Origin of the sequence: Flagellimonas crocea, from assembly GCF_033441595.1 — a bacterium.
GTDB lineage: Bacteria > Bacteroidota > Bacteroidia > Flavobacteriales > Flavobacteriaceae > Flagellimonas > Flagellimonas crocea.
Map to the genome: position 1 here is coordinate 256,629 of NZ_JAUZVX010000004.1, position 24,410 is coordinate 281,038.

Here is a 24,410-nt window from a genome sequence, read left to right on the forward strand (position 1 = left end):
AAGCAGGACTTTGGGATTTCTTTGGGAAATTGTTCCCTTAAGTTATGGCGAGGTCAGGGCCCATTATGTATGATTAAAATTATAAAGGTATACTCTGGCTTGAAAGTTGCTTTTTAGTTCATGGGAGTTCGTTGTTGGGCAATGTATTATTCATTTATTTCTTTTAAATTACCCACAAAAGTACTCCAAGCTGGCTTTGGTTGTCCCGTTTCCCAGCTGCTTAGGCCTAAATTATTCATAAAGCCACATAGATAAGTTGAATCTACACCTTGTTGTGAAGCATATTGCTTACAGAATCCTTTAGGATAATCATACATTCCATGGTAGTAAACAAACTCTATTTTTCTGTTGGCTATATATTGTTTTAATGAATTAAACATTGCCTGCACAAATTCTGCCTGTTGAATTTCTGATGAAGAATTAGCACTTGAAGACGCATATCCAATTTCTGTAAATGCAATTGGTTTATCGTTTGCATTTTGTACCATCCACTCAACGTCGTTTTGTATTTGATTCGGTGGCCGCATTTGCCAGGGAATGCTATCTTGTTCGTTCGTTGGATAATAGGTATAGCATATAAAATCACCTGCACTCTTAAATATGTCAAATAAAACAGCATTATTTTTGGCTGCATTAAAGGTAATAATTGTGCCTACTTTTACTTTTGGATTTAATGAATGTATTTTTTGAAGAGCCGCCAGATAAAATACTTTGAATCGTTGTAGTTGGTCAGGATTAGTACTTAAATAACCATCTATTTCATTTCCTATTAAAATATGGGAAACTCTTCCAATAGAAGGAACTTCAGTAAATATCTTATCTAATAATGATGAAAAACGCATTATAATTTCCGAACTATCAAAATCAAGATTTGCTAGATCATCAGGAACTAACTTCAGGTTAGTGTCAATCATTTTTAAGACAAGAATGTAACTATTGAGCTTAGTTTCATCAGGGTCGAGTAAAGTCAATGGATTCGTTAGATTGTCTTGCAATGAGTAAATATTTGGATTGGGTTCCAAGATACTCCACTCAGGACTCATGCCAAAAATGTTAATTCCGTTTTCTAATGCCAAATCCAATCCTTCAGTATATCCTTCAAGCCCCGAACTTGAATTTTTATGTTGTTGAAGAGAAATACCCATAAGTAGTTTGGGCTGTAACCGTTCAGGTGGAGCAACTGAATTTTTACCACAAGCAACAAGTAGTAATGCCAATAATATTTTTGTTTTCATCTTTATTATTTTCTTCGATTTATTTGTTTAGACGATCCATGCTGTTTATTTGTTACAAAAAAACTATATATTTTCACATTGTTCCCAATGGTCTCCTTTACTTTCAATTAAACCTTGAATAAAGCAAAGAGGAAAACTAAAGCGGTCCATAGATTAACGACTTACTAGTTGTTATGGTCCTCTTTCCTCTTTACTATTGAGTAGAATCAATTGAAATACACTTGCTGACATGGAATTTTGGAAGTATATTTTACGCTTTGAGAAGCTTGATAAATTTCGCCGCCTCCTTTGCTATATGGATAATAGACCCGATATTATCCTGTAGGATAAGCTTGATCAGGGCAGTACCTGTCCTTAGTGTTTTGTTAATTTTCTTTTAGGTAAATGACTCTTGGTTTTGGTTCTTCTCAAAATTTGGGTCAGTCCATATTTTTTTATAAAATCATTGAGTGCTTTCTGATTTCTTCTTTTAATGTTACAATCACTTGTCAATTTTCCCGAATATCTGACTTTGCTCGCTATGATATGAATATGCTGGTGTTCGGTATCTGTATGACGGTATTTAATGAACTGCTTGTTGTCAAACCCCATTTTGATTGAACAAACCCAACCCCAAACGATATAAACACTTTATCATCTTAATAGTCCGAATGTGGTAGGTTCAGTGAAACATGAAAGTTGATAAAAATCATTTCGGTACAGGCTAACAAAATTCCCTCTTTCCCGTGCTTATTTTCGGCCACTACAGTTCCAATAGAAAATCAAAACAAAGCCCTAATTGCAGCAACCATTATTGCCCAAGGAGGTTTGTTGGCGAAGTACGATGGGTTTTTTGCACCACGTTATCAACAATCAACAGCTCTTGCTTACAATCCTTTAACCACAAAAGAATTGCAAACAGATGTAATAGGCGTTTCTTATGCCGATGTAAAAACCGCTTTTTTATATTATCTGAAAATTACAGCAACGGGAACAAAATTATTCTTGCAGGCCATTCCCATGGCTCATATTTGTTGGGGCTTTTGCTCAGGGATGTTTTTGACAACGATTCTACATTGAGAGGGCGCTTGATAACAGCTTCACTGGGCGGAATGAATTTCGTATATGCCAATATCGGTTAATATAAAGGTGTATGGTGGAAAATATACTACTTTGCACTTTTTCCAGCGAAACGGGTTGTATACAAAACTGGACTACCTTTAAAGAAGGGCAACCGTTTCTAGAAATTAATCCCGCTTTACCGGCATTTAACGAACATTTGGCTGAAAATGGGCTAATTTTTAAAACAATCGATTTATCAAATCATTCGTTCATACAAGATGCCCAATTCTATAATGGGCAACCGCAACCGATTCGCTACTACATTGCTCCTGATGCCGGTTGTCAATTAGGAGGCACGGCCAATTTCATTGCGTTTGATGGATTGTACAATATTCACCAGCAAAGAGAAAGCAATACTCAAATAGGCTATCAAATTGAATATAACCAGACGCTATCGGACCAGCGTCCAAATGATCTATTGCCGTTGGAAAGCGATCTCGCATTTGATAGATTTGGGTATCACTCTAAAGATTATCATGTATATTTATGGGCTCACTTGTCTCAAATCGATGATAAACTTTTTAAAATTCCGTTAAGCGTCAAAATTAAGTAGTGACCGTACCTACTATCCTATCTAAAAGCCGCTCACTGATGTTCCTCCTGTTTTATCTTGCATACAAACTGGTCATTTCTGAAATGTATTATTTTCCCTATACCAGGTAATTGTGGCCCAACAGGCTTATTTTAGCTTTCCTAAAGAATATGTGCGCCCGTTAGGGGGCTCCTTGGTGCTTTCCTGTTTTGATTTCTCGTTAATGTAGTCAGTACGGTAAATCCACAAACTTCTTTCAACACCGGAAAACAAGCTCTAATTTATTGAACCCATTTAAAACACAATCCTTGGAATTGGAGGTTTCTTTAAAAAACCTACAATGTGGTATTTTATTAAAGAGAACTGGTTTGGAGTTACTCCAATGTCAGAATTCCCCTTAAATTGTTAATTATGATGTACTCCAATAACTCTTGCATGCTATAGTCGTCAAATAAATTGGCCTTCGAATAGATCAAGTCTTCTATTCTCGATAGAAAAAGCATGCAAACAAGTTCTACTTTCACACTTGCCTGTACATGTCCGAGCTTCTGCGATTTTATCAATAGGGGACATACAATGTTCCAAACAATGTCCTTCTTGAAATCGGTATATACTTGATATGCTTTTGGAAAATATTTTGCCAAACCGTTAAGAAATGTAGGGTTAATTACCTGAAAAGCTATTAACCCTTGCTTATAAATGTAAATTACAGTTAACAAAGGTTATTGTTCATTGTGTTCTTCCTGAATATAATAGTCAACATTTACTCGTATTTTATCCAAGTAGTGCCTCCAACTTTCGATTACCAAATCTTCTTTACTGCTAAAATGCTTATAGAGGTTTTTTTGAGATTCCGATACTTTGAGCCAATTCATCCATTGAGAACCTTTTGCTCCCAAACTTGGTAAAGCTCTCAATGGCTTGAATTAATATGTCTCGTTTTTAGGTTGTCCATATTACAAATATTATCTCCAACCCCCTCCCAGTGCCCTGTAAAGTTCCACGATTGCGCTTAATTGACCATATTGAGAATCTATATAGCTTAGTTCTGAATTAAGGGCATTCTGCCTTGCTGTCAGCACTTCCAAATAGTTGGAAGACCATTGTTCAATAATTCTTCAGAATAAGCTTCAGCAATCGAATAAGCTTCCAATTTTAGTGTCTCGGCCCTATAATCACTTAGCGCATCGGATACTTCCCTGCCTGCGACCAACAGGGTTTCCTTAAAGAAAAGCAGAGATTGTTCTTGTTGTGCTTTGGCCACCTCAAGTTCCTTAAGATGTTAAACATGGACTTCACCTATACTTCTCTGTTTTTTAAATTTTTAAGGGTGATTGATTTTATTAAAAGAATTGAACTTGTTCAAAATTAACACCTCAGCCTCAAGCAGTCTCATCTGCTTTTTTTCTTCTCTTGGAGATAACTTCTAGAAGGCTTAAAATACCTTTTTCTATCTCCAATTTTTGTGTGAAATTCAATATGGTTTAATTGCAACAACATTTTAATGCTTGTAGAGACAGAACTTTTACTGGCCTTTACCGAATGTTTGATATTGTCAAAAGTGACACCATCACTACCAGAAACCACCAAAAGTGCATAAATGCTGGCGGTTAAGGGAGACAATTCTAAATTCGTCTCTAGAAGTAAGCCGAATTCTTCGATTAGAGCTTCCTGCAATGCTATATCAATTTTTAAGAATTTCAAGGAGTTTACCTAACAAAGGTATACCAAAATAAATGAGCAAACTTAACATTGAGGGGGCCCTCCTTGCAAAGAAAATGGGTGGAAACCGCTTGGAGCACAATAGCAAATGGCAGTTCAGCGAAATCTGTTGCTTGGGCCATAAGATAATGTACTTCAATACTTCCAATCTCTTTACCCTGTTCAAGACATTGAAGGCCGAAGGTCCACCCCTAGAGTGTATAGCCAAGCTTGAAAAACAAGATTTATGCATTCTCTCTCTCTATTCTGGAATATAAATTTAGGTATTCACTGATGGGGATTATAGAGGACTTGGAAGGAAAGTGGTCAACAATAATAGCTTCCCAATTGCCCATAGGGGCTTGGTACTAGACCATCGGAGAAAAAACTGAAACTAAACGTTAGCTTGAATAACAAAATGAATCGATTTTTGGCACTTTGTTTACCTTTCTCTCTGACCCATCGCAAATGGTATATATTAATCACCCTATCCACCAAAGTACCACCTCCATGGTAAATTCTACGGAATGTCAAATTCTGTCTTAAAAAGATACATTATTATTATTTTTGTTAAATGGGTGCTTCATATGCAACCAGAAACTTACGATTGCAATAAATTCATGCGGTATTATCTTTTATTTTTTTTATCAGAGGACAAAACGGTCCTAAACCCTAAATGCTCCATACTTGAATCAGGGCTGCTCGCCATCCGAGCTGATATTCGATAGCTCGCACAGTATGAATCACTACATAAAAAAGATCCTCCTTTGATTACTTTTTCTTTTGCCAAGGGATTGGAGGCATTGAAAGGTTGAGATGCCCCATTTGGATTTTTAATTATTTCTTGCTTTTCTTGTAATTTGCTATAGTAATCAGTGTCGTACCAATCCTGAGTCCATTCCCAAACATTTCCCGCCATATCGTACAATCCAAACCCGTTTTTGGGATAGCTCATCACAGGCGCCCTTTTTTCATATCCATCTGTTCTAGAGTTATTAAGTGGGAATTCACCTTCCCATGAATTAACAAAAGAGCTCAGTTGGCCCAAATCGTTGCCCCAAAAAAAGATGGTTTGTTCACACCCACCACGCGCCGCGTATTCCCATTCCGCTTCTGTTGGAAGTCTTTTTCCAGCCCAAGAGCAATACGACATGGCATCTTCAAATGCAATATGCACCACTGGGTGGTCCTCTTTTCCGACAATATCGCTATCAGGGCCATCGGGGTGTTTCCAGTTGGCTCCAATTCTCCATTCCCACCATTGGGAATAATCATAAAGATTCGGAATACTGGTTTTTGTTTTTTTGAAGACAAGCGATCCGGGTTTTAAAATAGAATCGTGGGGTTTTAGAGTTCCTTTCGGAAGCTGCTTTTTCATTTCCTCCCAGTCTATTTCCCTTTCGGCCATAGTTACGTAGCCTGTATCTTCAACAAATTTTGCAAATTGCGCATTGGTCACTTCATGAACATCCATAAAAAATCCATCCACAAAAACTTCATGTGCTGGGCGCTCATTACTCCTCGCCATTTGGTCACTGTCGATTGCACCCTGATTGAATTTTCCGCTGGGTACCCATACCATTCCTTCGGGAGCAGTTATTGGCGGAACTTTATTAAAACTAACAACTGAAACTTCTTCAGGTTCAACTAAGGTTAATTCATCCCATATGTTTTTTTGCTTGGACTCACAACCAAGCATAAAGAAGAGAAGTAAGAAATATAAATCAGGTCTGAATTCCAGAATCATATATTGTTAATTAAGAACGTGATTTTCAATACTCTCCTGAATGCTTGTAATCTCCCCAAGCAGGTCTGTTCATCGATTTCAGTGGAATTTTCATTCCATCTGTTTCTTCCAACCAGCCATAAAGGGATTGAAGCATTTTTTTAATGATGTCTTGTTTGGAGGGATCGCCAATCAAGTTATACATTTCATGCGGATCGCTTTGTAGATTATAAAACTCATTTCTGTCCCAAATTCCTTGATAGCGTATGTATTTATACTTGTCGGTGCGCATACCGAACATGGTCGGGGTCATGGGAAAGTCTTTTTCCCAATAGTATTCGTAAAAAATTTCTTTTCGATATCCATGCGCATTTTCACCCTTAAGGACGGGCAAAAAAGAGACCCCCGGCATATACTCGGGTTTGTTTATCCCGGCCACGTCTAAAATGGTGGGAGCAATATCTATATTCTGGACCATGGCCTTTGGTTGAATTCCTCCCTGAAAAAGTTCGGGGCATCTTACCAAAAGGGGGACCTTGACCGATTCTTCATAAAAATGACGCTTATCAATCAACCCGTGTTCACCCCAGCTGAACCCATTATCACCCATGTAGATAATCAACGTTGAATCGTCAATTTCCTCTAATTTCAAATACTCCATGACCGAATCAATACTTTCATCCACACCCAATAGAGTTTCACAATAAGCCTGTACCAATTTATGGATATCTATATTACTATGGTACATATAATCTACGCCATGCCAACTTACTCTTTGCTCGGCAACCCATTTTGGCCATTTCAAATCGCTCCATTCACCTGTTTTGGTTTGGTCATAGGTTGAAGGCAAATCGATCTTTTTGCCCTTATATTTTCCTTTGTGCCGTTTTGCGGGCATAAACTCTGAATGTACAGCTTTATGTGACAAAAACATAAAGAAAGGTTTCTCTTTATCTCGGGCCTTTAACCAATCAATGGCATGTTCAGTCAATAAGTCTGTAATGTAGGTCGAATCATTATACTGTTTCCGTTCCCCATTTATATTAAGTTGGGGATTAAAATACACGCCTTGCCCGTGAAAACTTTCCCAATGGTCAAAACCGGGCCTGGGCTCATCAGTATGGCTGCCCATATGCCATTTTCCAAAAAAGCCTGTTTGATACCCAGCTTTTTGAAGATAGGTTGTGAAAAAGGTTAGATTGCCAGGATCAGGAGCTTGGTTGTCAACAATGGTATGGGAGTGTGAATATTGCCCAGTTAAGATTGAGGCTCTACTTGGAGAACATAGCGAGGTAGTTACAAAAGTATTGGGCAGATAAGCACCTTCAGCGGCCAATCTGTCCATACTAGGGGTTTCTAGCCACGGTACCTTACCGGTAAAACCCATGTAATCATAACGATGGTCATCTGTTAAAATAAAAATCACATTTCTATTTTCCTTTTCCTTTGGAGGTTCTGGCAACTGTGCTTTTGCATAGAATGAGAAGACAAAAAAGAAATAATAAAGGAAAACATAAATCCTTATACTTTTGTTTTTTTTTGGTATCATATTTCCGTTTATGTTAGTAGTATATTTATTACTGATGTCTGATGTAGAATGGATAGTATTTTAATTTCTAAAGTAGAGTGAACCTTTAGAAATTATGATTTGAGTGTTGGATTCTCACAGGTTTTATTAGACAAAGAAAATTTCTGTTTTGACGATATGTTGTTTGTTAATACCCCTCATTCTGTGTTAGGTTCCTATTACGTTCAATCTCTGTTTGTGGTATCGGGTACCTAACATGGTAGTCCATTGCCGGCTTACCGCGCTCTATCGCCATCTCCACAAATTTACCATGCCTTATCAAATCTTGCCTTCTTAATGCTTCAATATGGAATTCCCTTCCTCTTTCGTCAAGTAATAGATTCTTGAATTCTTCGGCATTGCTAAATTCGCCAACCGCAAATGTATTAACGCCAGCAGCCTCCCTGACCATATTGAGCAAGTCAATGGATTCTTGGTTAAGGCCATTCGTTTCATTCAATGCTTCAGCACGTGATAAAAGTATGTCGGCATACCTTATATAAGGAAAATCATCAGATGATCTACTGATTTCTTGATTTGGATACTCAGGAAACTTTAAGCTTCTTACATTGTCCTCGCCCAATACAATAGTATCTCCATCTACATTGACAAATTCGAACAAGAACGCGTCTAATCGTTCATCTTCTGGGTCAAAAAGCTCTAAAAATTCCGACCTTATCTTATATTCAGCAGCAAATATTTGCCGTGGTGGGTATTGCCATTGATACCCTCTTGGCACCACGTGGCTTAACCAACCATCGCCGGTATCATCATCTGGTGTATCTGACATCACTGAAACAAATATAAACTCGTTATCACGTTGATTTTCAGGACTGAACAATTCGGCCCTATTACCTTCTGTGAACAAGTCGTACACTCCAAGATCCATGACTTCTTGGGTGGTTGTGGAAGCTTCTTGCCATTTCTTGTTCAACATATAAAATTTTGCCAATGCGCTTAGTGCTGCTCCCTTTGTAGGACGGCCGTACTGGTCTTTTGGAGGTTTTACGGGAAGAATTTCACTTGCTTCAATGAACTCGGTCTCAATAAATGAAACCATTTCTACCTCGGTTGCACGGGATGGTCGGTCCTTCACATCTGTTTGGCTGGTGGTCACCAGAGGTACAGGCCCAAAAAAATCAAATAGCAGATAATAATTGAAGGCTCTTAAGAACCTCGCTTCTGCCAATATTTCTTGCCTCCTTCCTTCTTCGATATCCACCAAGGAGATATTGTCAATTACCGTATTGGCTTTGAAAATACCACGATACCGACGTTCCCACCAATTCTTTAGCCAACCGTGCGAAGATGTCCAAGCAAACTCTTCAATGGGCTGGTTAAGGGCAAAAATACCACCGCTGCGCTCAAAATGTATATCGGTATTTACCTCTTGTAGGGTTACTGCATCACGTTTAATATCGCTATATCTCAATTCACCGTATACCGAATTAAGCACCACCTCGACATCTTCGGCGGTTTGAAAAAAATCGTTTGGGCTCAATGTAGTAAAGGTTTTCTCATCAAGCGAGCTTTCACAGGCCACAAAAAATGTAAAGGCAATGCTTATTATGACCAAAAGTTTAAAAGATGTTTTTATATTTTTCATGCTCAAAATTTTACATTAATTCCAAATGAATAAATCCTTGAAAGTGGGTATGCACTATAATCAATCCTTACATTCGAATTGCCCAAGGAGTTGACATCAGGGTTAAAACCTCTATAATCGGTAAGAGTGAATAGGTTCTGACCTGATATATAAAACAATAGTGATGAAATACCCTTTAATTCTAAATTGGGGAAGGAATATGCCAACCTTGCGCTCCTCAATCTTAAAAATGTAGCATCTTCAACAACTCTACTGTTAAAATCAAAAGTACGGGAAGGGTTTACAAATGATGGATGTTCGTTCGTAGGGTTTGTGGGTGTCCAACGATCTAAAACATAGGTTTGCCTATTCCTTAAATCATCGATGGGGTTTTCTGAATCCAAATTGGTGAAATTAGCAAGCTCAAAGCCAAATTTGCCTTCAAAAAAAACATCCAATGAAAACCCTTTATAGTTGAAAGAATTATTTAATCCTAATGTAAAATCAGGAAAAGGGTTGCCCAAAACTACCCGGTCCTCATCATCAATTACACCATCATTGTTTACATCCTTAAACTTTCTGCCACCAGGCTCAGCATTCACTTGAGTTGGGGAATTGTCAACTTCTTGTTGCGACTGAAACACACCATCAAATAGATACCCAAAATAAGAATTGATGGGTTTGCCAACTTCAATCAAGGTATATTCTTGCACAAACCTTTGATCACCCTGAAGTATCCTTGGCAATTCGCCAAGGTTTGTGACTTCATTCTTGACCGTCGCAAGGTTCAAATCCGTTGTCCACAAAAAATCATCACCTTGATAGTTCCGAGATGAAACATTAAATTCAAAGCCGCTGTTTCTTGTATCTCCAACATTTTGCAATGAACTATCAAAACCTGTTGTTGATGGAATTGGCAATAGTAACAACAGATCTCTTGTGTTGTTTAAGAAATACTCAACTGACCCTGTAATACGCCCATTGAGGAAACCAAAATCTATGCCTGCGTTGAATGACTCTGTTGTTTCCCACTTCAAGTCGGGGTTTGCCAATTGAATTGGTGCTATGGACTGTAACTCGACACCGTCCAAGACTGCAATTGGTCCCGACCCCAGGAGAACTAAGGATCTTCCATTACTTATTTCCTGATTTCCACTTAAACCATAACTTGTCCTCAATTTTAAATTGGAAACAATTCCCTCTTCAGGGTAAAAGGATTCATTTGAAATATTCCAAGCCAAAGCCCCAGATGGGAAGTATGAGAATTTATTGTTTTCACCAAACCTTGATGATCCATCTGCCCTGAATGTGCCAGACAATAAGTATCTGTCGTTCAGATTATAGTTTATTCTACCAAACCCGGAAATAATGGTATTTTCTCCACGAAAAGATTCGACATCAAATTTTGTAGGGTCTCCTGCACCCAAATTATCAGCTCCGAACGAAGTAGTTGGAAAGTTTTGTGCCGATGCACCAAATGATGAATTCTCGAATTTTTGATAGGAATATCCTGCAAGAAAATTAAATTTGTTTTTGGAGCTAAACTCTGTTTTATAATCTAGTGTAATTTCTAACAAATTATTATTGAATTCGCTGAGAACTTTTTGAGCTCGGCCTTCATCCAAGATTCCTTTTTGGGTTTGGGTGTCTAGGAACAGATCCTCCCGTAAAATTGTTTGATTATACCCTAGATTGATCTTGGCTTTCAGCCCTTCAGATATTTCGGACTCCAAGAAAGCATTTCCGAAAATGCGGGTAATCTTGGCAAATTCATCAATGGTTTCTGCCTGGGCAACAGGATTGCTTAAATCCTGAAGGCTTATTGAATAACTTCCATCACTGTTAAAGACTGGCAATGTAGGGGGCAACTGTAGGGCTGCAGCGATTACCCCAGCCTCTCTGTTGACCCCGAGCCCCAAAGGGACTTTGTTTTCTTTTTGAACACTATTGTTGAAGTTGATTCCTACCGTAGTTTTTTCACCAATCGAATGGGTAAGGTTTATCCTTCCGGACAATCTCTCAAAGCCTGAATTAATGACTATTCCATCTTGGTCAAAATAATTAAGTGATAAATAGTATTGAGTATCCTCAGACCCTCCTGAAAATGAAAGGCGATGCTCCTGAATAAGTGCTGAGCGCAATATTTCATCTTGCCAATTAGTGCCTTGGCCTATGGCATTAATGGTTTCTTGATCAAATAGGGGGGCATTTCCCCTGTCTATTTGTAGGTCATTGTAAAAGGACGTATACTCTTGTGCGTTCATCAAATCGAGTTTCTTTGCTGCCACTTGGAAACCTATTGATGTATTGTAATTAATTTCCAACCGGGCACCTTTACGTCCTTGCTTGGTGGTGATCAAAACCACACCATTTGAGCCTCTGGCACCATAAATTGCCGTTGCAGAGGCATCTTTCAATACCTCAATCGATTGAATGTCGGAAGGGTTTAAGGAGTTTCCCGGATTTTCACCCGGAAGCCCATCAATCACATACAGAGGTTCGTTTCCGGCCGTTATGGAATTTGTTCCACGAATTCTAATTGAAAAACCACCGCCTGGCCGAGCACTCGATTGTGTAACCTGTACACCGGGAATTCTTCCTTGAATGATTTGATCTACAGAAGCCTGGGAGTCCGTGTTTAATTCATCGCCTCTTATAGAGCTTACCGCCCCGGTCAAATCACTCTTCCTTACTGTTCCGTATCCTATCACAACAACTTCGTCCAGTTTTGCGGTATCTTCTTTTAGCTTAATTGTAAAGGCTGTTTGGCCATCAATAGGCAATTCTTGGGCTATAAAGCCAATGTAGGAAACTGTCAGGACCACATTATCACTGGAAACTTCAAGAGTGAAGTTCCCATCAAAATCGGTTTGAGTTCCATTGTTTGTGCCTTTTTCAACAATACTCGCTCCCGGTAAAGGTTTCCCAGTGCCATCGACTACCGTCCCAGTAATCATAAACTGGGGTGTTGCCGGCAAACTTTTATACCCCAAGATTGTGTTAATAGGTTCAATAGCCTGTTCCTTAAGGTAAATTCTATTCTTAATAATATTGTACCCGGTTTTTGTATTTCTAAAAACCCGATTTAAGACTTTGTCTATCTGTTCTTTTTTAACGTTTACGGTTACCTTTCGATCTATATCTACATCTCTTACCTTATAAATGAAACGAAATTCAGTGGCACTTTCAATTTCGTCCAAGAATTGACCAACAGAAACATTGGTTAAATCAAGTGTGACCATTTTTTGTTGGGAATAGGTTTCGTTAGCGTGTAGAACTGACAAAGCTATAAATGCAAATAAAAAGCTCAGCGTATGTTTAAAGTCAAGGTTAACAATGTGGTGCCTGTTTGTCGATTCAATCAAATTTTTCATGTTTATAGAGTGAATGTTGTGGTTATTTTTTTTTTGGATTGTTTTTTTCAGTTAGCTATATGTTTTTTTTCATAGTTATTGGTCAACTGCCTTTGTCAGTCAAATCACTAATAGATGGTTATCACGTTATCCTTTACAGTGTAGGATATATCGTATATTGTTCTCAGCTCCATCAGGATTTCTCTGATTAGGGGAGCAGTGCCAAAACTGGCATTGAATTTTTCTGTCGACAGATCTTTGTTTTTATTGATAATTTTTACATTATAATGTCTTTCGAGCTTTTTTAAAATGTTGTCAAAAGACATATTCCTGAAAACCAACTCTCCCTTGATCCAGGAGGTGTAGATATCCGTTGTTACCGATTCCGTGGCTATTGTCCCATTTTTTTTATCGAAGCTGGCTTTATACCCCGGTGCCAGGCGTTTACTTGTCTCTTCATCGAATTCTTCAGTATCAGCATATAGCCCAACCGAACCTTCAACTAGCACAATCTCTGCAACTTCGTCTTCTTTGTAGGCATTAATATTAAATCGTGTGCCCAATACCCTGACGCTTAAATTGTTTAAATTGACGATAAAAGGATGGGCGGAATCCTTTTTGACATCCATAAAAACTTCACCGGAAAGGAAGACCTTTCGCTCCATGTCTTCTACGAATTGTACAGGATATTTAAGAGATGAGCCGGCATTGAGATAAGCTATGGTACCATCTGATAATTGTAGTTCGAAGGTTTTTCCGTATGGAACTGTCAGCGTATTGAATACCAATTCTTTATGAGAATCCTTTTTCGTATAAAGCAATTGATTTTTGTTTTGTTCCCCCACCTTATTTCCCTTTTTGTCAAAAATGCTCATAGTTCGGTCCTCTTGTATGATTTCAATACTCCCATCTTCAAGTTCTAGAGTAATCGCATTGGCTGAGGTACCGATATAATTAGATTGATTGGAAATCAGCAGGAAAAAGTATCCCGTACTGAAAATTCCAATAAAAATCGCAGCGATACGTAAAAGTTGGGTTGTTTTAAGTTTTCGTTTTTGATTAGTTTCTTCAAATTCGATACTTTGATTAATTTGCTCGAACAGCTGAATCTTTACCTTTTCTTTTTCAGTTATGTTCCAAGATTCCATAATATTTTCAGCTTGAAAAGCTTGGTAAAAAGCAAAGAGCAGATTTTTTTCCTTTTTTGAACATTCTCCTCTTTCAAATTTTATTAGTAAATCAAAAAAAGTTTTTTTGTCCATAGTTGACTTTATAATAGTATGATGCAAAAAGAGCGACCAACTCACACAGAAAATATCCAAAAAGCAAGAAAATTGTTTTATACCAAACGCTAAATATTCCCTCATGTTCAAATTGTCCTAGTGCAATATTTTCAGTATAAATTATTGTGGCAAAAGGAAACCAGAAATAGTGCGGGTTAATGAAATGATAAGTAAAAGAGAGAATTTAACCGACTGGACACGCGAACCCCTCTTTAAGTTTAATTGAAAAATGACAAAAAAATCAGCCAATTGAATGATTTGGCCTTTTTTGTTAAAAAGATGCGCAGGTGCTTCAGAGCAAGATACAATTGATTTTCAACTGTTCGGTGCGAAATACCAAAATGATTAGCTATTTCAGTAATGGTGTAGTTTTCAAAACGGCTCATATAAAATATGGTCTTGCAACGAGCAGGAAGCGAGTTAGCTGCTTTTTCTATTTTCAGCTCCAGATCTTTTAAATTCAAATTTTGTTCAGCAACGGGAACATCCGCCAAACCATGAATCTTTTCTTCATGTAATTTGGTAAATTTTTGATTTCGAATTTTTAATAGGGCATTATTTCTTACCGCCTGAAAAAGATAACTTTTTAAATTTTGGATTTTTGTTGTTTCTCTCTTTACCCATAGGTACACAAAAACGTCATGAATGACATCTTCCGTTAGCCCTTTATCCTTAAGTATATTTATGGTCGCTGAATATAACCCTTCCCAATACTTATCATATACTTGTTTGAATGCCAATCGATTCCCCTTCTTCATTAAAGACAGAAGGTCTTTGTCATATAATGATTCGGTATATTTTTCTCGTTTCATATTGACATATTTTCATCAAATCAACCCCATACTTGAAAGCACAACAACTAACTTAAATACACATATGAACTAATAATAGCAGTGTGTTTTTGGCAATTGATTGCAAAGTACCTTGGAGAACTTTACTGCGACTTAATTAAATAGTATATGAGCCAATCCTTTTAGGGTCTTCGGAGGAATGTATATAATAATTTAGCGGGTGTATTTCTAAGATTGAGGGTATTACCCTTAACCTAAATTATTTTTAATCAGGTCGACCACCATGAAAGAGACAAAGAATCAAGTCCCAAAGGAGCGCATTATTTTTCCAATACGATGGAAAAAAGAAGATTACGCAATCTTGCCTGCTCAATTGGGACTTGATTCTCTATCTATTATAGCTTTATTTTCTCATAAAGCCCTGTCCTATGTATTTTAAAAACCCCGGGATAGAGGATCGCCAAAATGTCCAATCATGCCCACCGTCTTTGATGCGAAACTCATGGTCTACTTTCATGTTCCGTAGTTCGACATGGGCTTTGGCATTGCCAGAATAGAGAAAATCATCATCGCCAATGTCAAAGTAAAACCTGGTTTTTAGTTTATCTTTAGGTACCCCTTGAATCAATTTCATGGGGTTGTTGGCATCCCAATGAGTTTTATCGGGATTTTGAGAATCTACATCCATCCCATAAAGGTTTTTAGCCAGTCCTTTCCACATGGGGTTTTTAGTCATTGGATCATCCATTGAAATAATGGCCGCACTGAGTGGTACACAGGTTCCGAACATATCATGGTGTTTGACCCCATACAAAAAGGCGCCATAGCCACCCATTGAATTGCCTACAACGGCCCGGTGTTCCTTTGTCTTTTTAATTCTATAGGTTTTTTCGACCATTGGTATAAATTCTTGAAAGAACATATCTTCAAACCTTAAATTGCCTTGGAAATCATTGATGTAAAAATACTGCCCTCCATCAGGCATTATTACAATTGAAGGAGGGATTTGTGCCTTCTCAATGGCAGAATCCATGAAATGGTCTATAAGCCCATATTGTACCCAAACATTTTCATCCCCCCCATAACCGTGCAAAAGATAGATTACAGGGTAGCTTCTTGTAGAGTCATCATAACCGGTTGGCAAATAAACGGTATAATCAACCTCTTTGCCCAAAATGGTGCTCTTTACCGACTGTCCTTCCAAAACTTTTCCTTGCCCTATACAAAACATAGAGCTTAAAAAGGTTATAACAACAGCGGTATGAAGCATAGAACTTCTTGATTTTTTCATTTTTTGTTTTTTATAGATTATCCAAGTTGATCTTTTTGCTGCCGAACAAAGGGGCATAGGTCCGAGCCTCGGCAAAAGTCAGTCGATTCCGCAAATAAACTATTTGGGCGTGCACCCTTATAAAAGGGGTGTCAATCTCAGGTGGGATATCATACCATTCGTCATCAAAAGTGAAAATAACACTCCGGTTACCCGTCAATGCTCCTGGCGTGAGCACCCCGTGAACTTTCGGAACATTGTCACCCTCATTGGCATAATGGACATATTGAGGGCCTCGGGGGAACCACATGCCAGCACCGCCAATGGTTTCTACCATGAGTTGGGCCAATTGGCTGTTCGAAAGCTGGTTTTCCAGCGAACGTAGTGATCTGGCCAAGTGAAAGGCCCCCTGACTGTGTCCCAACAAAAGTACCCTGGTCTCTGTATCAATGATTTCGAGCACACTCTTTTCAATAGCGGCCTCCACGACCTCGTTGGTGGGCAAAATGATTTCAATCACATCAGCAATTCCTTCTTTGGTACCATTATGTATGCCTACAACGGGTCGACCTGTAAATTCTGCAATTTCAAGCATATTTTTATATTGCTTGGCCACATCAGTGCCGGCACCGTTGACAAACCATATGGGTTCGTCGTTTGTGATTGTTTCTGGGTATACTGGGGGCACATCCAGAATACTGGTGGTCCGATAATCAAAAAGTAAGGTGTCCGCCCCTACGTAGTAACCATCAAATTGAATGTCTTCGGACATGTTGCCGAACAGCGATACTTTATCCGACTCGGTTAGATTAATGGAAGCATTCAGATTTTCTTCCTCAAAAGATGTGTCCGAGCAGGAGGCGAACAATAGCAATGACAAAAATGCCGTTCCAAAAAATAAGCGATTGGTTTTCTTCATAGTTAAAATGATTTATATAATTTTTGTTAAAATTCTAATATGTAAAGGTCACTTCATTGGGCAAATACCCGATTCTATGAGCATTGATGATAAGTGTCTGTCCCTTTTCCAAACTAATGGTTTCTCCTAGGTAGATCTTCCATGGCTTGTGCACATCAACAAGTTCAATGGTCTTTTCTTGGTCGATTGTAAAACCAAAATCCCAACTTTTGGCCCTACGCCTTGATTTCGCGTCAAGGAGGTCACCTTGGTCAACTATGCGATAACCGATCGAAGCTCCTTTAGTAGCACATTCTATAGTAACCCCATTTTTGTTACCTATTATTTTCGGGGGAGATGTTTTAGGAGGTTCCTTTGTGTTTTTCCACCAATTGTTGAATACCATCTCTTTTTCGCCGACCGAGGATAGGTCGCCCACTTTTGTTATCCAATCAAAAAGAGTTTCTTTAAGTTCTTTCTTTTTTGCCGCATATTGGGGCTCTTCCGCAATATTTAACAACTCATTGGGATCCATTTTCGTGTGATAGAGTTCTTCGGAAGGTTTATTTCCGGCAAACCAGTCCAACAGATAGGGGTTATCTAAATTTCCCTCTTTATAGAGTTCCAATATTTCTTTCATCGTGGGTATGCCCTTTCTGTATTGCAGGTCTTGGTATTTGGGGAGTTCTGGCATAAAGTTGTACACATACCTGAAGTCACCGTCGCTCACAGACCGTACCCTATCATATTTATTTGCCATACGGTCTCTCGCCGCAAAGACATACTTTCTTCCTTCCGAAGATTTGTATGCCCCCAGAAAAGCGGTTCCCTGAAGATGGTCGGGAGGCTTGATACCCGCTATGGAAAGCATTGTTGGTGCCAAGTCCACTGCACTGATCAACCTATCGTCTTTGGTGCCGGAAAAACGGTTTTTGGGAAATTTAGTGATTAAAGGTATATGCGTCCCCCTTTCAAGAATTTCCCGCTTGGTCCAAGGCATGCATCCACCATGATCGCTAAAAAATATCACATAAGAGTCATCATAGACTTGATCTTTTTTTAACTTGTCAACAATCTCGCCCACAGCCTGATCCATTTGTTCGATACGGGTATAGAGAACTGCCATATCTTTGCGCACAGTTTCGGTATCGACGTAATATGGAGGCAACTTCATGTCATTGGGGTCGAAAAAAATGCTGTCTGGCGACGCCATCAACTTTGATTCGTGTGTGACAGCCAAGTTGAACACACTGAAGAACGGAACGTTTTTAGGCCTATATTCATAAGAAGCCGCTGGGCTACTGTCATCCCAAACTGTAACCGGCACTTCAAACTGATAATCTTCTTTATAGTTGTTTGTCGTATAATAGCCCCGTGCCCTTAGATATTCAGGAAAAGCCTTTACATTGTCCGGCAAAACGGCTGAATAGCTTGGCAGGCCTTCCGGCATAAAAATTGTTGAGTTAGAAAGGGTGCGCATGTGTTGTGTGCCTATAGAAATTGCATGCATGCCGGTAATAATGGATGATCTACTAGGTGCGCATACCCCGGACGTGGTATATGCTTTTGTAAAAACAACCGCATCTTGAGCCAGAGCATTTATGTTAGGGGTTTTCGCAATTGAATCGCCATATACTTCCAAAAAAGGGGAAATATCCTCGCATACTATCCAAACTATATTCGGGCTTTGCTGAGAAAACATCACCTTACACATAAGAAAAACCAATAAGATGGCAACCATAAGCAACAACCTAGTCGTTCCTTGACCTATTTTTTTAAGATGACTTTTCATGTCTGCAGAGTTTTAACTTGTTGGTCGCCCATTTTTAGTAAGAGATGAAAACCCCTTTTTTATAGACATCATTTTTTGTTTTCTTGACACTCTTAGCCCTTTTGAGCTGGGCACCCAACTTCTCATATCATTAAAAAGTTAATTTGTAAAAAAATTTATCATTGTTATCAATTCTTTATTTTTTTTATACATTAGTTGCGATAATTTCAATAATGGGACATGATAATATTCCATTTACTAATTATGATTTTGTCAATTGGCAAATTTGCCATACCATTTGGATTACGGTATCAATGGGAAGAGAAAAAAAAATAGACCAAGTACTAGACTCTATAGAGAAACTGCTCTGGAAAGATCTGAAGAAAGGCTGTTTGGCATCTTTGGGGTCTCTATATGACCTTTACGTTGACAAACTTTTTGCCTATGGGTACAAAATCAGTGGAGATAGAGCTAAAGTTCAAGATGAAATCCACAATCTTTTTCTAGACCTTTATAGATACCACAAGAAATTATCGGATGTCAAAAACATAGAGGCCTATTTGATAATGTCCCTTAAAAGAAAACTCATTAAGCAAAGCGACCATAAGATCAAGAGTTTGGAGAGCGAATTGGAAACCTTTAACAATAGTTACTCTACTGCAGGCCTGACGGTTATTTCACATGAGGAAGAAATGATCGAAGATGAAAAAGAAAATGAACTGTCAAAGAGGCTAAAAAAAATAATGGTCAATTTAACGGATCATCAACGAAAGATACTTCGACTTCGTTTCGCCCAAGAAAAGACATATCAACAGATCGCCGGAGATTTGGGACTTTCTGTTGCTTCTGCCAGAACACTGGTTTACAGAACGTTAAAAACGATCCGCGACACCGCCTTAACATTGTTCTTTTAAAAAAGCGTTTTTTTTTGTCTATAAATATCAAAAACTGCCCTCTTATATATGGACGGTAAGTTCCATTTACCCCATAATTACAAATAAAGTATGAACTTTAGCGAGAACGAACCACTTTCCGACTTAGAGCGGACAAAGCTTAAGAGCCGTATTATAAGATCGGCCAAACTTCTAAGAAAAAATGCAAAAAGGCAACGAAGGGCAACGTTGTTGTACGGTGCGGCGGCATCGATAGCGCTGTTGTTTGCTGTTTTTACCGTTTTTGACAAATCTAGCGAACAGTCATTGCAGGATTATATTGATGAAAATAAATCAATTGTTGACTTTGGCAGTAGCAGCCAAGTAATCGTGGTGCTCGGAGAGAGAGAAAAAATTCAACTAAATGAAAAGAACAACACATTAAGGTACTCGTCAACGGGAAAAGATCTGCACGTGGGAACAGGTGAAAAGTATAGACAAACTATAGAAGATGAAAAAAAACCTGTATTCAACACGATACTGGTGCCCTTTGGAAAACGTACCGACGTGACCCTTTCTGATGGAACGAAAATATGGATAAATTCAGGGTCTAGGCTTATCTACCCTGCGTTTTTCAGGGATAAGGAGCGGGAGGTCTTTCTCGAAGGTGAGGCCATATTCGAAGTTGCACATAACCCATCAAAACCCTTTCGGGTGATCTCGACCAATCAGGAGATCAATGTATTGGGAACCGTTTTCAATGTCAGCACTTATCCCGATGATGAAATGGCTAGTACAGTTCTTAAGAGCGGCAGTGTTTTGGTGACCTATGACCATGATGACGAAAAGTCTTTTAAGATGGCCCCGGGCACAATGGCTGGCTATAATACCAAAACCAAAGAAATAGAAATGCACGATGTGAACATTGATGAATATTTTGGGTGGAGAGAAGGCTTCCTAAATCTGAAAAACCGTGATTTGGAATATATCACCACAAAATTGTCGAGATATTATGGTGTGGAAATTTTCATAAAGGAAAATCATTTAAAAACAGAAACATTTTCTGGAAAACTTGACTTAAAGGAAAATCTGGGGCAAGTCATACAAACTATAGGAGAAGCATCTAACTTTTTTGCGGAATATCAAACCGACAAAATCATACTGGCCTCCACCAAGTTAAATTTAAAAGATACAGTGCCTATGAAATAAAATATACAGAATGAAATGAAAACCGACAGATGTTGGCGCATCTGCCGGTAAAATGTATTACCGAAGTAATAACTAAACTGAACTCTAAAATTATGAATAATTACTTAAGTATTGCCCATGTTCTAGGCAAATTAAATGGTCAATCCATTTCAATAAAAATAATGAGGTCCTTTCTTTGTTACATATTATTGGGGTTAACCGCTCTCTATGCAAACCACTCTTACTCACAGACCAAGTTTAATCTTGACCTTAAAAATGTAAGTTTAGAGACACTATTCAACCAGTTACAGGATGAAAGCGAGTACATCTTTTTTTACAAAGATGGTATTTTGCCCAATGATAATTCAATTACTCTCAAGAAAAACAATATAACCTTACCTAACGTTCTTGACTCTTTATTAGAATCGTACGGTCTAGGTTACAATATTATTGGCAGACAAGTAACAGTCTTTAAAGATCAAACCTATCATATACCAAACACCGACGCCGTTTTTTTTCAAGATTTTACGGTCAGCGGAACGGTTTTGGATGATTCAGGAGTTCCTTTGGCAGGAGCAAATATCATCGAAAAGGGAACCACGAACGGCACCCAAACCGATTTTGATGGAAATTTTTCGATCAAGGTAACTGACGGTGATGTCATATTGACCGTATCCTATATCGGGTTCACTACGAAAGAAATCCCTGTCAACGGACAATCGGTTTTGAACATTGTCTTGCAGGAAAGTACTGCCGTCCTTGATGAAATCGTGGTTGTCGGCTATGGAACGCAGAAGAAAAGTGACTTAACTGGGTCCGTGGCGTCATTGGGTCAAGACGACATGAACCCGGGGGCGAACGTATCCGTGGACCAAATGATGCTAGGTAGGGCTGCTGGGGTACAGATAAACCAAGCCAGTTCAGCCCCTGGAGGTGGGTTGGCAATTAGGATCAGGGGCTCCAACTCTTTGAATGCCAGTAACGAGCCTTTGTATGTAATAGATGGGTTCCCGATTGACAACAGCCCCAACCTTGGTTCTGGCGGGGTGGCCGAAGTAGGTCAAAACCTGAGCCCTAGGAATCCCTTGAATTCCCTGAATCCAGCTGATGTGGAATCGATAGAGATTTTAAAGGATGCCTCAGCAACGGCAATTTACGGTTCAAGAGGGGCAAATGGGGTAATTTTGATCACTACCAAGAAGGGAAGCAAAGGCAAGGTAAATGTCACGTATGATGTATATGCAGGTATCCAATCGGTCGCTGAAAAAATCGATGTGCTTTCCACCTCACAATACATAGATGCCATAAACGACTTGTCAATTGCACAAGGAAACGCAGTGGTTTTCAACAATGAGGATATTTCAAGAATCGGCAGGGGGACCGATTGGCAAGATGAAGTCTTTCGCTCGGCTCCTTTGACCAATCACAACCTGGCTGTGAGCGGGGGCAGCGAAAACACAAACTATTATGCCTCATTCAACTATTTTGATCAAGAAGGTGTTGTAAAAAATACGGGGATAAAAAGATATACCGGAAGAATAAACCTTGAGACAAAAATTGGGAACAAGACCCAGATAGGCCTAAACTTCAACACAAGTTTGGTCAAGGACAACAACAATGTCGATGGCGTCAATACCAATGAGCAAGCAGGGCCTATTTATTCTTCATTGTTATATGATCCTACGGAGACCATATTTAATGACGATGGTACTTTTAGCCAGTCGGCGAATCTGACTGTCAACAATCCAGTTACCTTGATAAATGCCATCATTAGCGAGAGCGAGACCAATAGAACATTCGGAAGTGCTTTTTTGAACTACGATTTCACTGAAGATCTTTCAGGCAAGTTCAATTTCGGGACCGACAGACAAACATCGAGACGTGACATTTACAATACCACCCAGACCATTCGTGGCGGTGCCGCTGGCGGTATCGCGAACATCAACGTATTGGAACGCTCCAACTATCTGTTCGAGTACACGATGACCTATAACAAAGCTTTTAACGAAGACCATGCACTTACGGTATTGGGCGGTATCACCTTTCAAAAGTTCAGTTCGCGGTTCTTTTCCGGTAATATCAGCGGTTTTCCGACAGATGATATCAAAACTAACAATTTGGCACTGGGCGACACCAATACGGATGTACTCTCTAGTGGCAAGGAAGAAAATACCTTGTTGTCATATCTAGGCAGGGTGAACTATAACCTTTTTGACAAATTTTTATTTACCGCCTCAATAAGGGCGGATGGGTCATCAAGGTTTGGAGAGAACAACAAATGGGGTTATTTTCCATCCTTTGCCTTGGGCTATAAACTTGACCAAGAAGAATTTATTCCCGATAGTTTCAGCCAGTTCAAGCTACGGGCGAGTTGGGGTCAGACAGGTAACCAGGAAATTGGCAACTATGCATCGCAACTGACCTTTGGAACAGGACCCAACGTAGTGTTTGGTGGCACCATTTCAGGCAGTGTCACCCCCCAGCGTATTGCAAATTCAGACCTTAAGTGGGAAACCACCGAACAACTCAACATCGGTCTTGATTTCGGTATTTCAGGGGGCAGATTCAGTGGTAGTTTAGATTATTTTTCAAAAGAATCGAAGGATTTGTTGTTTGACCTTCCATTGCCATTTGCTTCCGGTTATTCATCAATATTGACAAATGTAGGCGAAGTTAAGAACAGTGGGGTTGAGTTTCTTTTTAACTCGACCAACATAGTGACCGATGATTTTAAATGGGATACTTCATTGAATTTTTCCGCCATTAAGAATGAAGTGGTGGATTTGGGACGAATTGAAAGTATTGTGACGGGAAGTGTACAAGCAGTGGGCAACACGGCGATCATTCAAGAAGGTGATCCCCTGGCCTCCTATTATGGATATGTTGTCACCGGCATTTTTCAGGAAGGTGACGATATAGCCAATTCACCACAGCCCACAGCCCAGCCAGGCTTTCCAATTTTTGAAGATAGAAATGGAGATGGGGCCATTACGCCTACCGACCAGACCATTATAGGCACCCCATATCCTGATTTTACCTATGGTATACAAAATTCAATTTCCTACAAGAATTTGACGTTGGACTTCTTTTTTCAAGGTCAGGCAGGTGTCGACCTATTGAATATCAACCTGATAGAGTCTCTCTATCCTGCAAACTTCAGAAGAAACCGACTTGCGCACCAAATATTAGATCGATGGACGCCCCAAAATACAGGTGCTAAATGGCCATCAGGGGTAAACCCCAATGCCTATGGTGCAGGAAAAGTGAATACCCTGACCATTCAAGATGCATCTTACCTGCGTTTGAAAAATGTCAGGCTATCGTACAACGTTCCAGTTCAAAATATTGATTTTTTGAACTCACTTCAAGTCTATGTGACCGGCCAGAACCTGTTTACAATTACTGATTATGTGGGATTTGATCCTGAGGCTAATTCATTCGGTAGAAGTAACGTTAGGATCGATTATAGTAGTTATCCCCTGGCAACAACCTATATGTTGGGTCTTACTGCCAATTTTTAGGTCAAACAATTAAAAA

At 39.1% G+C, this 24,410-nt stretch carries 18 protein-coding genes and 2 pseudogenes; 6 read left to right on the plus strand and 14 right to left on the minus strand.

The window, feature by feature from the left end:
* Positions 1-146 precede the first annotated feature (146 nt).
* The gene (locus SD449_RS14595) at positions 147-1,235 is read right to left on the minus strand and encodes a hypothetical protein (protein WP_318311588.1); all 1,089 of its coding nucleotides are present in this window, start codon (positions 1,233-1,235) and stop codon (positions 147-149) included.
* 354 nt (positions 1,236-1,589) lie between these two features.
* On the minus strand, positions 1,590-1,826 hold the full coding sequence (locus SD449_RS19205) for a relaxase/mobilization nuclease domain-containing protein (protein ID WP_404828058.1): 237 nt from the start codon (positions 1,824-1,826) through the stop codon (positions 1,590-1,592).
* Between the two features lie 219 nt (positions 1,827-2,045).
* Between SD449_RS19205 and SD449_RS14600 the strand changes: the two are divergent.
* Together SD449_RS14600 and SD449_RS14605 are read left to right on the plus strand one after the other, a co-directional pair.
* A pseudogene (locus SD449_RS14600) lies at positions 2,046-2,356 on the plus strand (DUF3089 domain-containing protein).
* Between the two features lie 11 nt (positions 2,357-2,367).
* The gene (locus SD449_RS14605; protein ID WP_318311592.1) at positions 2,368-2,889 is read left to right on the plus strand and encodes a hypothetical protein; all 522 of its coding nucleotides are present in this window, start codon (positions 2,368-2,370) and stop codon (positions 2,887-2,889) included.
* A gap of 353 nt (positions 2,890-3,242) precedes the next feature.
* On the opposite strand, the gene SD449_RS14610 is transcribed toward SD449_RS14605, so the two are convergent.
* From SD449_RS14610 to SD449_RS14620, 3 genes and pseudogenes are all read right to left on the minus strand, one after another.
* On the minus strand, positions 3,243-3,512 hold the full coding sequence (locus tag SD449_RS14610; RefSeq protein ID WP_318311594.1) for a hypothetical protein: 270 nt from the start codon (positions 3,510-3,512) through the stop codon (positions 3,243-3,245).
* Positions 3,513-3,833: 321 nt separating this feature from the next.
* Positions 3,834-4,141 (minus strand): annotated as a pseudogene (locus tag SD449_RS14615) (TolC family protein); the annotation flags it as partial.
* A gap of 119 nt (positions 4,142-4,260) precedes the next feature.
* Positions 4,261-4,572 carry a hypothetical protein gene (locus SD449_RS14620; protein ID WP_318311595.1) on the minus strand — a complete coding sequence of 104 codons (312 nt, stop codon included), beginning with the start codon at positions 4,570-4,572 and terminating at the stop codon, positions 4,261-4,263.
* Positions 4,573-4,604: 32 nt separating this feature from the next.
* Between SD449_RS14620 and SD449_RS14625 the strand changes: the two genes are divergently transcribed.
* Positions 4,605-4,847, plus strand: coding sequence for a hypothetical protein (locus tag SD449_RS14625; RefSeq protein ID WP_318311596.1), 243 nt, complete (start codon positions 4,605-4,607; stop codon positions 4,845-4,847).
* A 350-nt stretch (positions 4,848-5,197) separates the two neighbouring features.
* Here SD449_RS14625 and SD449_RS14630 read toward each other — a convergent pair whose 3' ends face one another.
* From SD449_RS14630 to SD449_RS14670, 9 genes are all read right to left on the minus strand, one after another.
* Positions 5,198-6,151 (minus strand): formylglycine-generating enzyme family protein, encoded by a 954-nt coding sequence (locus tag SD449_RS14630; RefSeq protein WP_318311597.1) that lies wholly within the window; start codon positions 6,149-6,151, stop codon positions 5,198-5,200.
* 190 nt (positions 6,152-6,341) lie between these two features.
* On the minus strand, positions 6,342-7,844 hold the full coding sequence (locus SD449_RS14635) for a sulfatase family protein (RefSeq protein WP_318311598.1): 1,503 nt from the start codon (positions 7,842-7,844) through the stop codon (positions 6,342-6,344).
* Positions 7,845-8,010: 166 nt separating this feature from the next.
* The gene (locus SD449_RS14640; RefSeq protein WP_318311600.1) at positions 8,011-9,468 is read right to left on the minus strand and encodes a RagB/SusD family nutrient uptake outer membrane protein; all 1,458 of its coding nucleotides are present in this window, start codon (positions 9,466-9,468) and stop codon (positions 8,011-8,013) included.
* 2 nt (positions 9,469-9,470) lie between these two features.
* Positions 9,471-12,689, minus strand: coding sequence for a TonB-dependent receptor (locus SD449_RS14645; RefSeq protein ID WP_318311601.1), 3,219 nt, complete (start codon positions 12,687-12,689; stop codon positions 9,471-9,473).
* 239 nt (positions 12,690-12,928) lie between these two features.
* Positions 12,929-14,062: a FecR family protein gene (locus SD449_RS14650; RefSeq protein ID WP_318311602.1), complete on the minus strand. Its 1,134-nt coding sequence runs from the start codon at positions 14,060-14,062 to the stop codon at positions 12,929-12,931.
* Between the two features lie 239 nt (positions 14,063-14,301).
* Complete coding sequence (locus SD449_RS14655; RefSeq protein ID WP_318311603.1) at positions 14,302-14,895, minus strand: RNA polymerase sigma-70 factor; 594 nt, start codon at positions 14,893-14,895, stop codon at positions 14,302-14,304.
* Positions 14,896-15,277: 382 nt separating this feature from the next.
* Positions 15,278-16,165, minus strand: coding sequence for an alpha/beta hydrolase (locus tag SD449_RS14660; protein ID WP_318311605.1), 888 nt, complete (start codon positions 16,163-16,165; stop codon positions 15,278-15,280).
* A gap of 10 nt (positions 16,166-16,175) precedes the next feature.
* Positions 16,176-17,063 carry a hypothetical protein gene (locus SD449_RS14665; RefSeq protein ID WP_318311606.1) on the minus strand — a complete coding sequence of 296 codons (888 nt, stop codon included), beginning with the start codon at positions 17,061-17,063 and terminating at the stop codon, positions 16,176-16,178.
* A 34-nt stretch (positions 17,064-17,097) separates the two neighbouring features.
* Positions 17,098-18,834, minus strand: a complete 1,737-nt coding sequence (locus tag SD449_RS14670; protein ID WP_318311607.1) for a sulfatase family protein — start codon at positions 18,832-18,834, stop codon at positions 17,098-17,100.
* Between the two features lie 293 nt (positions 18,835-19,127).
* Here SD449_RS14670 and SD449_RS14675 point away from each other — a divergent pair, with 293 nt between their 5' ends.
* The 3 genes from SD449_RS14675 (at position 19,128) to SD449_RS14685 (ending at position 24,394) form a co-directional block, all read left to right on the plus strand.
* Complete coding sequence (locus SD449_RS14675; protein WP_163634980.1) at positions 19,128-19,727, plus strand: RNA polymerase sigma factor; 600 nt, start codon at positions 19,128-19,130, stop codon at positions 19,725-19,727.
* 90 nt (positions 19,728-19,817) lie between these two features.
* Positions 19,818-20,894, plus strand: coding sequence for a FecR family protein (locus SD449_RS14680; protein ID WP_036379419.1), 1,077 nt, complete (start codon positions 19,818-19,820; stop codon positions 20,892-20,894).
* 161 nt (positions 20,895-21,055) lie between these two features.
* Positions 21,056-24,394: a TonB-dependent receptor gene (locus SD449_RS14685; protein WP_318311608.1), complete on the plus strand. Its 3,339-nt coding sequence runs from the start codon at positions 21,056-21,058 to the stop codon at positions 24,392-24,394.
* Positions 24,395-24,410 lie beyond the last annotated feature (16 nt).

What these genes read in the sequence shown, in the direction of transcription:
- SD449_RS14595 (WP_318311588.1), bottom strand. Translation starts at nt 1,235, where the DNA reads ATGAAAACAAAAATATTATTGGCATTACTACTTGTTGCTTGTGGTAAA.
- SD449_RS19205 (WP_404828058.1), bottom strand. Translation starts at nt 1,826, where the DNA reads ATGGGGTTTGACAACAAGCAGTTCATTAAATACCGTCATACAGATACC.
- SD449_RS14605 (WP_318311592.1), top strand. Translation starts at nt 2,368, where the DNA reads ATGGTGGAAAATATACTACTTTGCACTTTTTCCAGCGAAACGGGTTGT.
- SD449_RS14625 (WP_318311596.1), top strand. Translation starts at nt 4,605, where the DNA reads ATGAGCAAACTTAACATTGAGGGGGCCCTCCTTGCAAAGAAAATGGGT.
- SD449_RS14630 (WP_318311597.1), bottom strand. Translation starts at nt 6,151, where the DNA reads ATGGTATGGGTACCCAGCGGAAAATTCAATCAGGGTGCAATCGACAGT.
- SD449_RS14635 (WP_318311598.1), bottom strand. Translation starts at nt 7,844, where the DNA reads ATGATACCAAAAAAAAACAAAAGTATAAGGATTTATGTTTTCCTTTAT.
- SD449_RS14640 (WP_318311600.1), bottom strand. Translation starts at nt 9,468, where the DNA reads ATGAAAAATATAAAAACATCTTTTAAACTTTTGGTCATAATAAGCATT.
- SD449_RS14645 (WP_318311601.1), bottom strand. Translation starts at nt 12,689, where the DNA reads ATGGTCACACTTGATTTAACCAATGTTTCTGTTGGTCAATTCTTGGAC.
- SD449_RS14650 (WP_318311602.1), bottom strand. Translation starts at nt 14,062, where the DNA reads ATGGACAAAAAAACTTTTTTTGATTTACTAATAAAATTTGAAAGAGGA.
- SD449_RS14655 (WP_318311603.1), bottom strand. Translation starts at nt 14,895, where the DNA reads ATGAAACGAGAAAAATATACCGAATCATTATATGACAAAGACCTTCTG.
- SD449_RS14660 (WP_318311605.1), bottom strand. Translation starts at nt 16,165, where the DNA reads ATGAAAAAATCAAGAAGTTCTATGCTTCATACCGCTGTTGTTATAACC.
- SD449_RS14665 (WP_318311606.1), bottom strand. Translation starts at nt 17,063, where the DNA reads ATGAAGAAAACCAATCGCTTATTTTTTGGAACGGCATTTTTGTCATTG.
- SD449_RS14670 (WP_318311607.1), bottom strand. Translation starts at nt 18,834, where the DNA reads ATGAAAAGTCATCTTAAAAAAATAGGTCAAGGAACGACTAGGTTGTTG.
- SD449_RS14675 (WP_163634980.1), top strand. Translation starts at nt 19,128, where the DNA reads ATGGGAAGAGAAAAAAAAATAGACCAAGTACTAGACTCTATAGAGAAA.
- SD449_RS14680 (WP_036379419.1), top strand. Translation starts at nt 19,818, where the DNA reads ATGAACTTTAGCGAGAACGAACCACTTTCCGACTTAGAGCGGACAAAG.
- SD449_RS14685 (WP_318311608.1), top strand. Translation starts at nt 21,056, where the DNA reads ATGAGGTCCTTTCTTTGTTACATATTATTGGGGTTAACCGCTCTCTAT.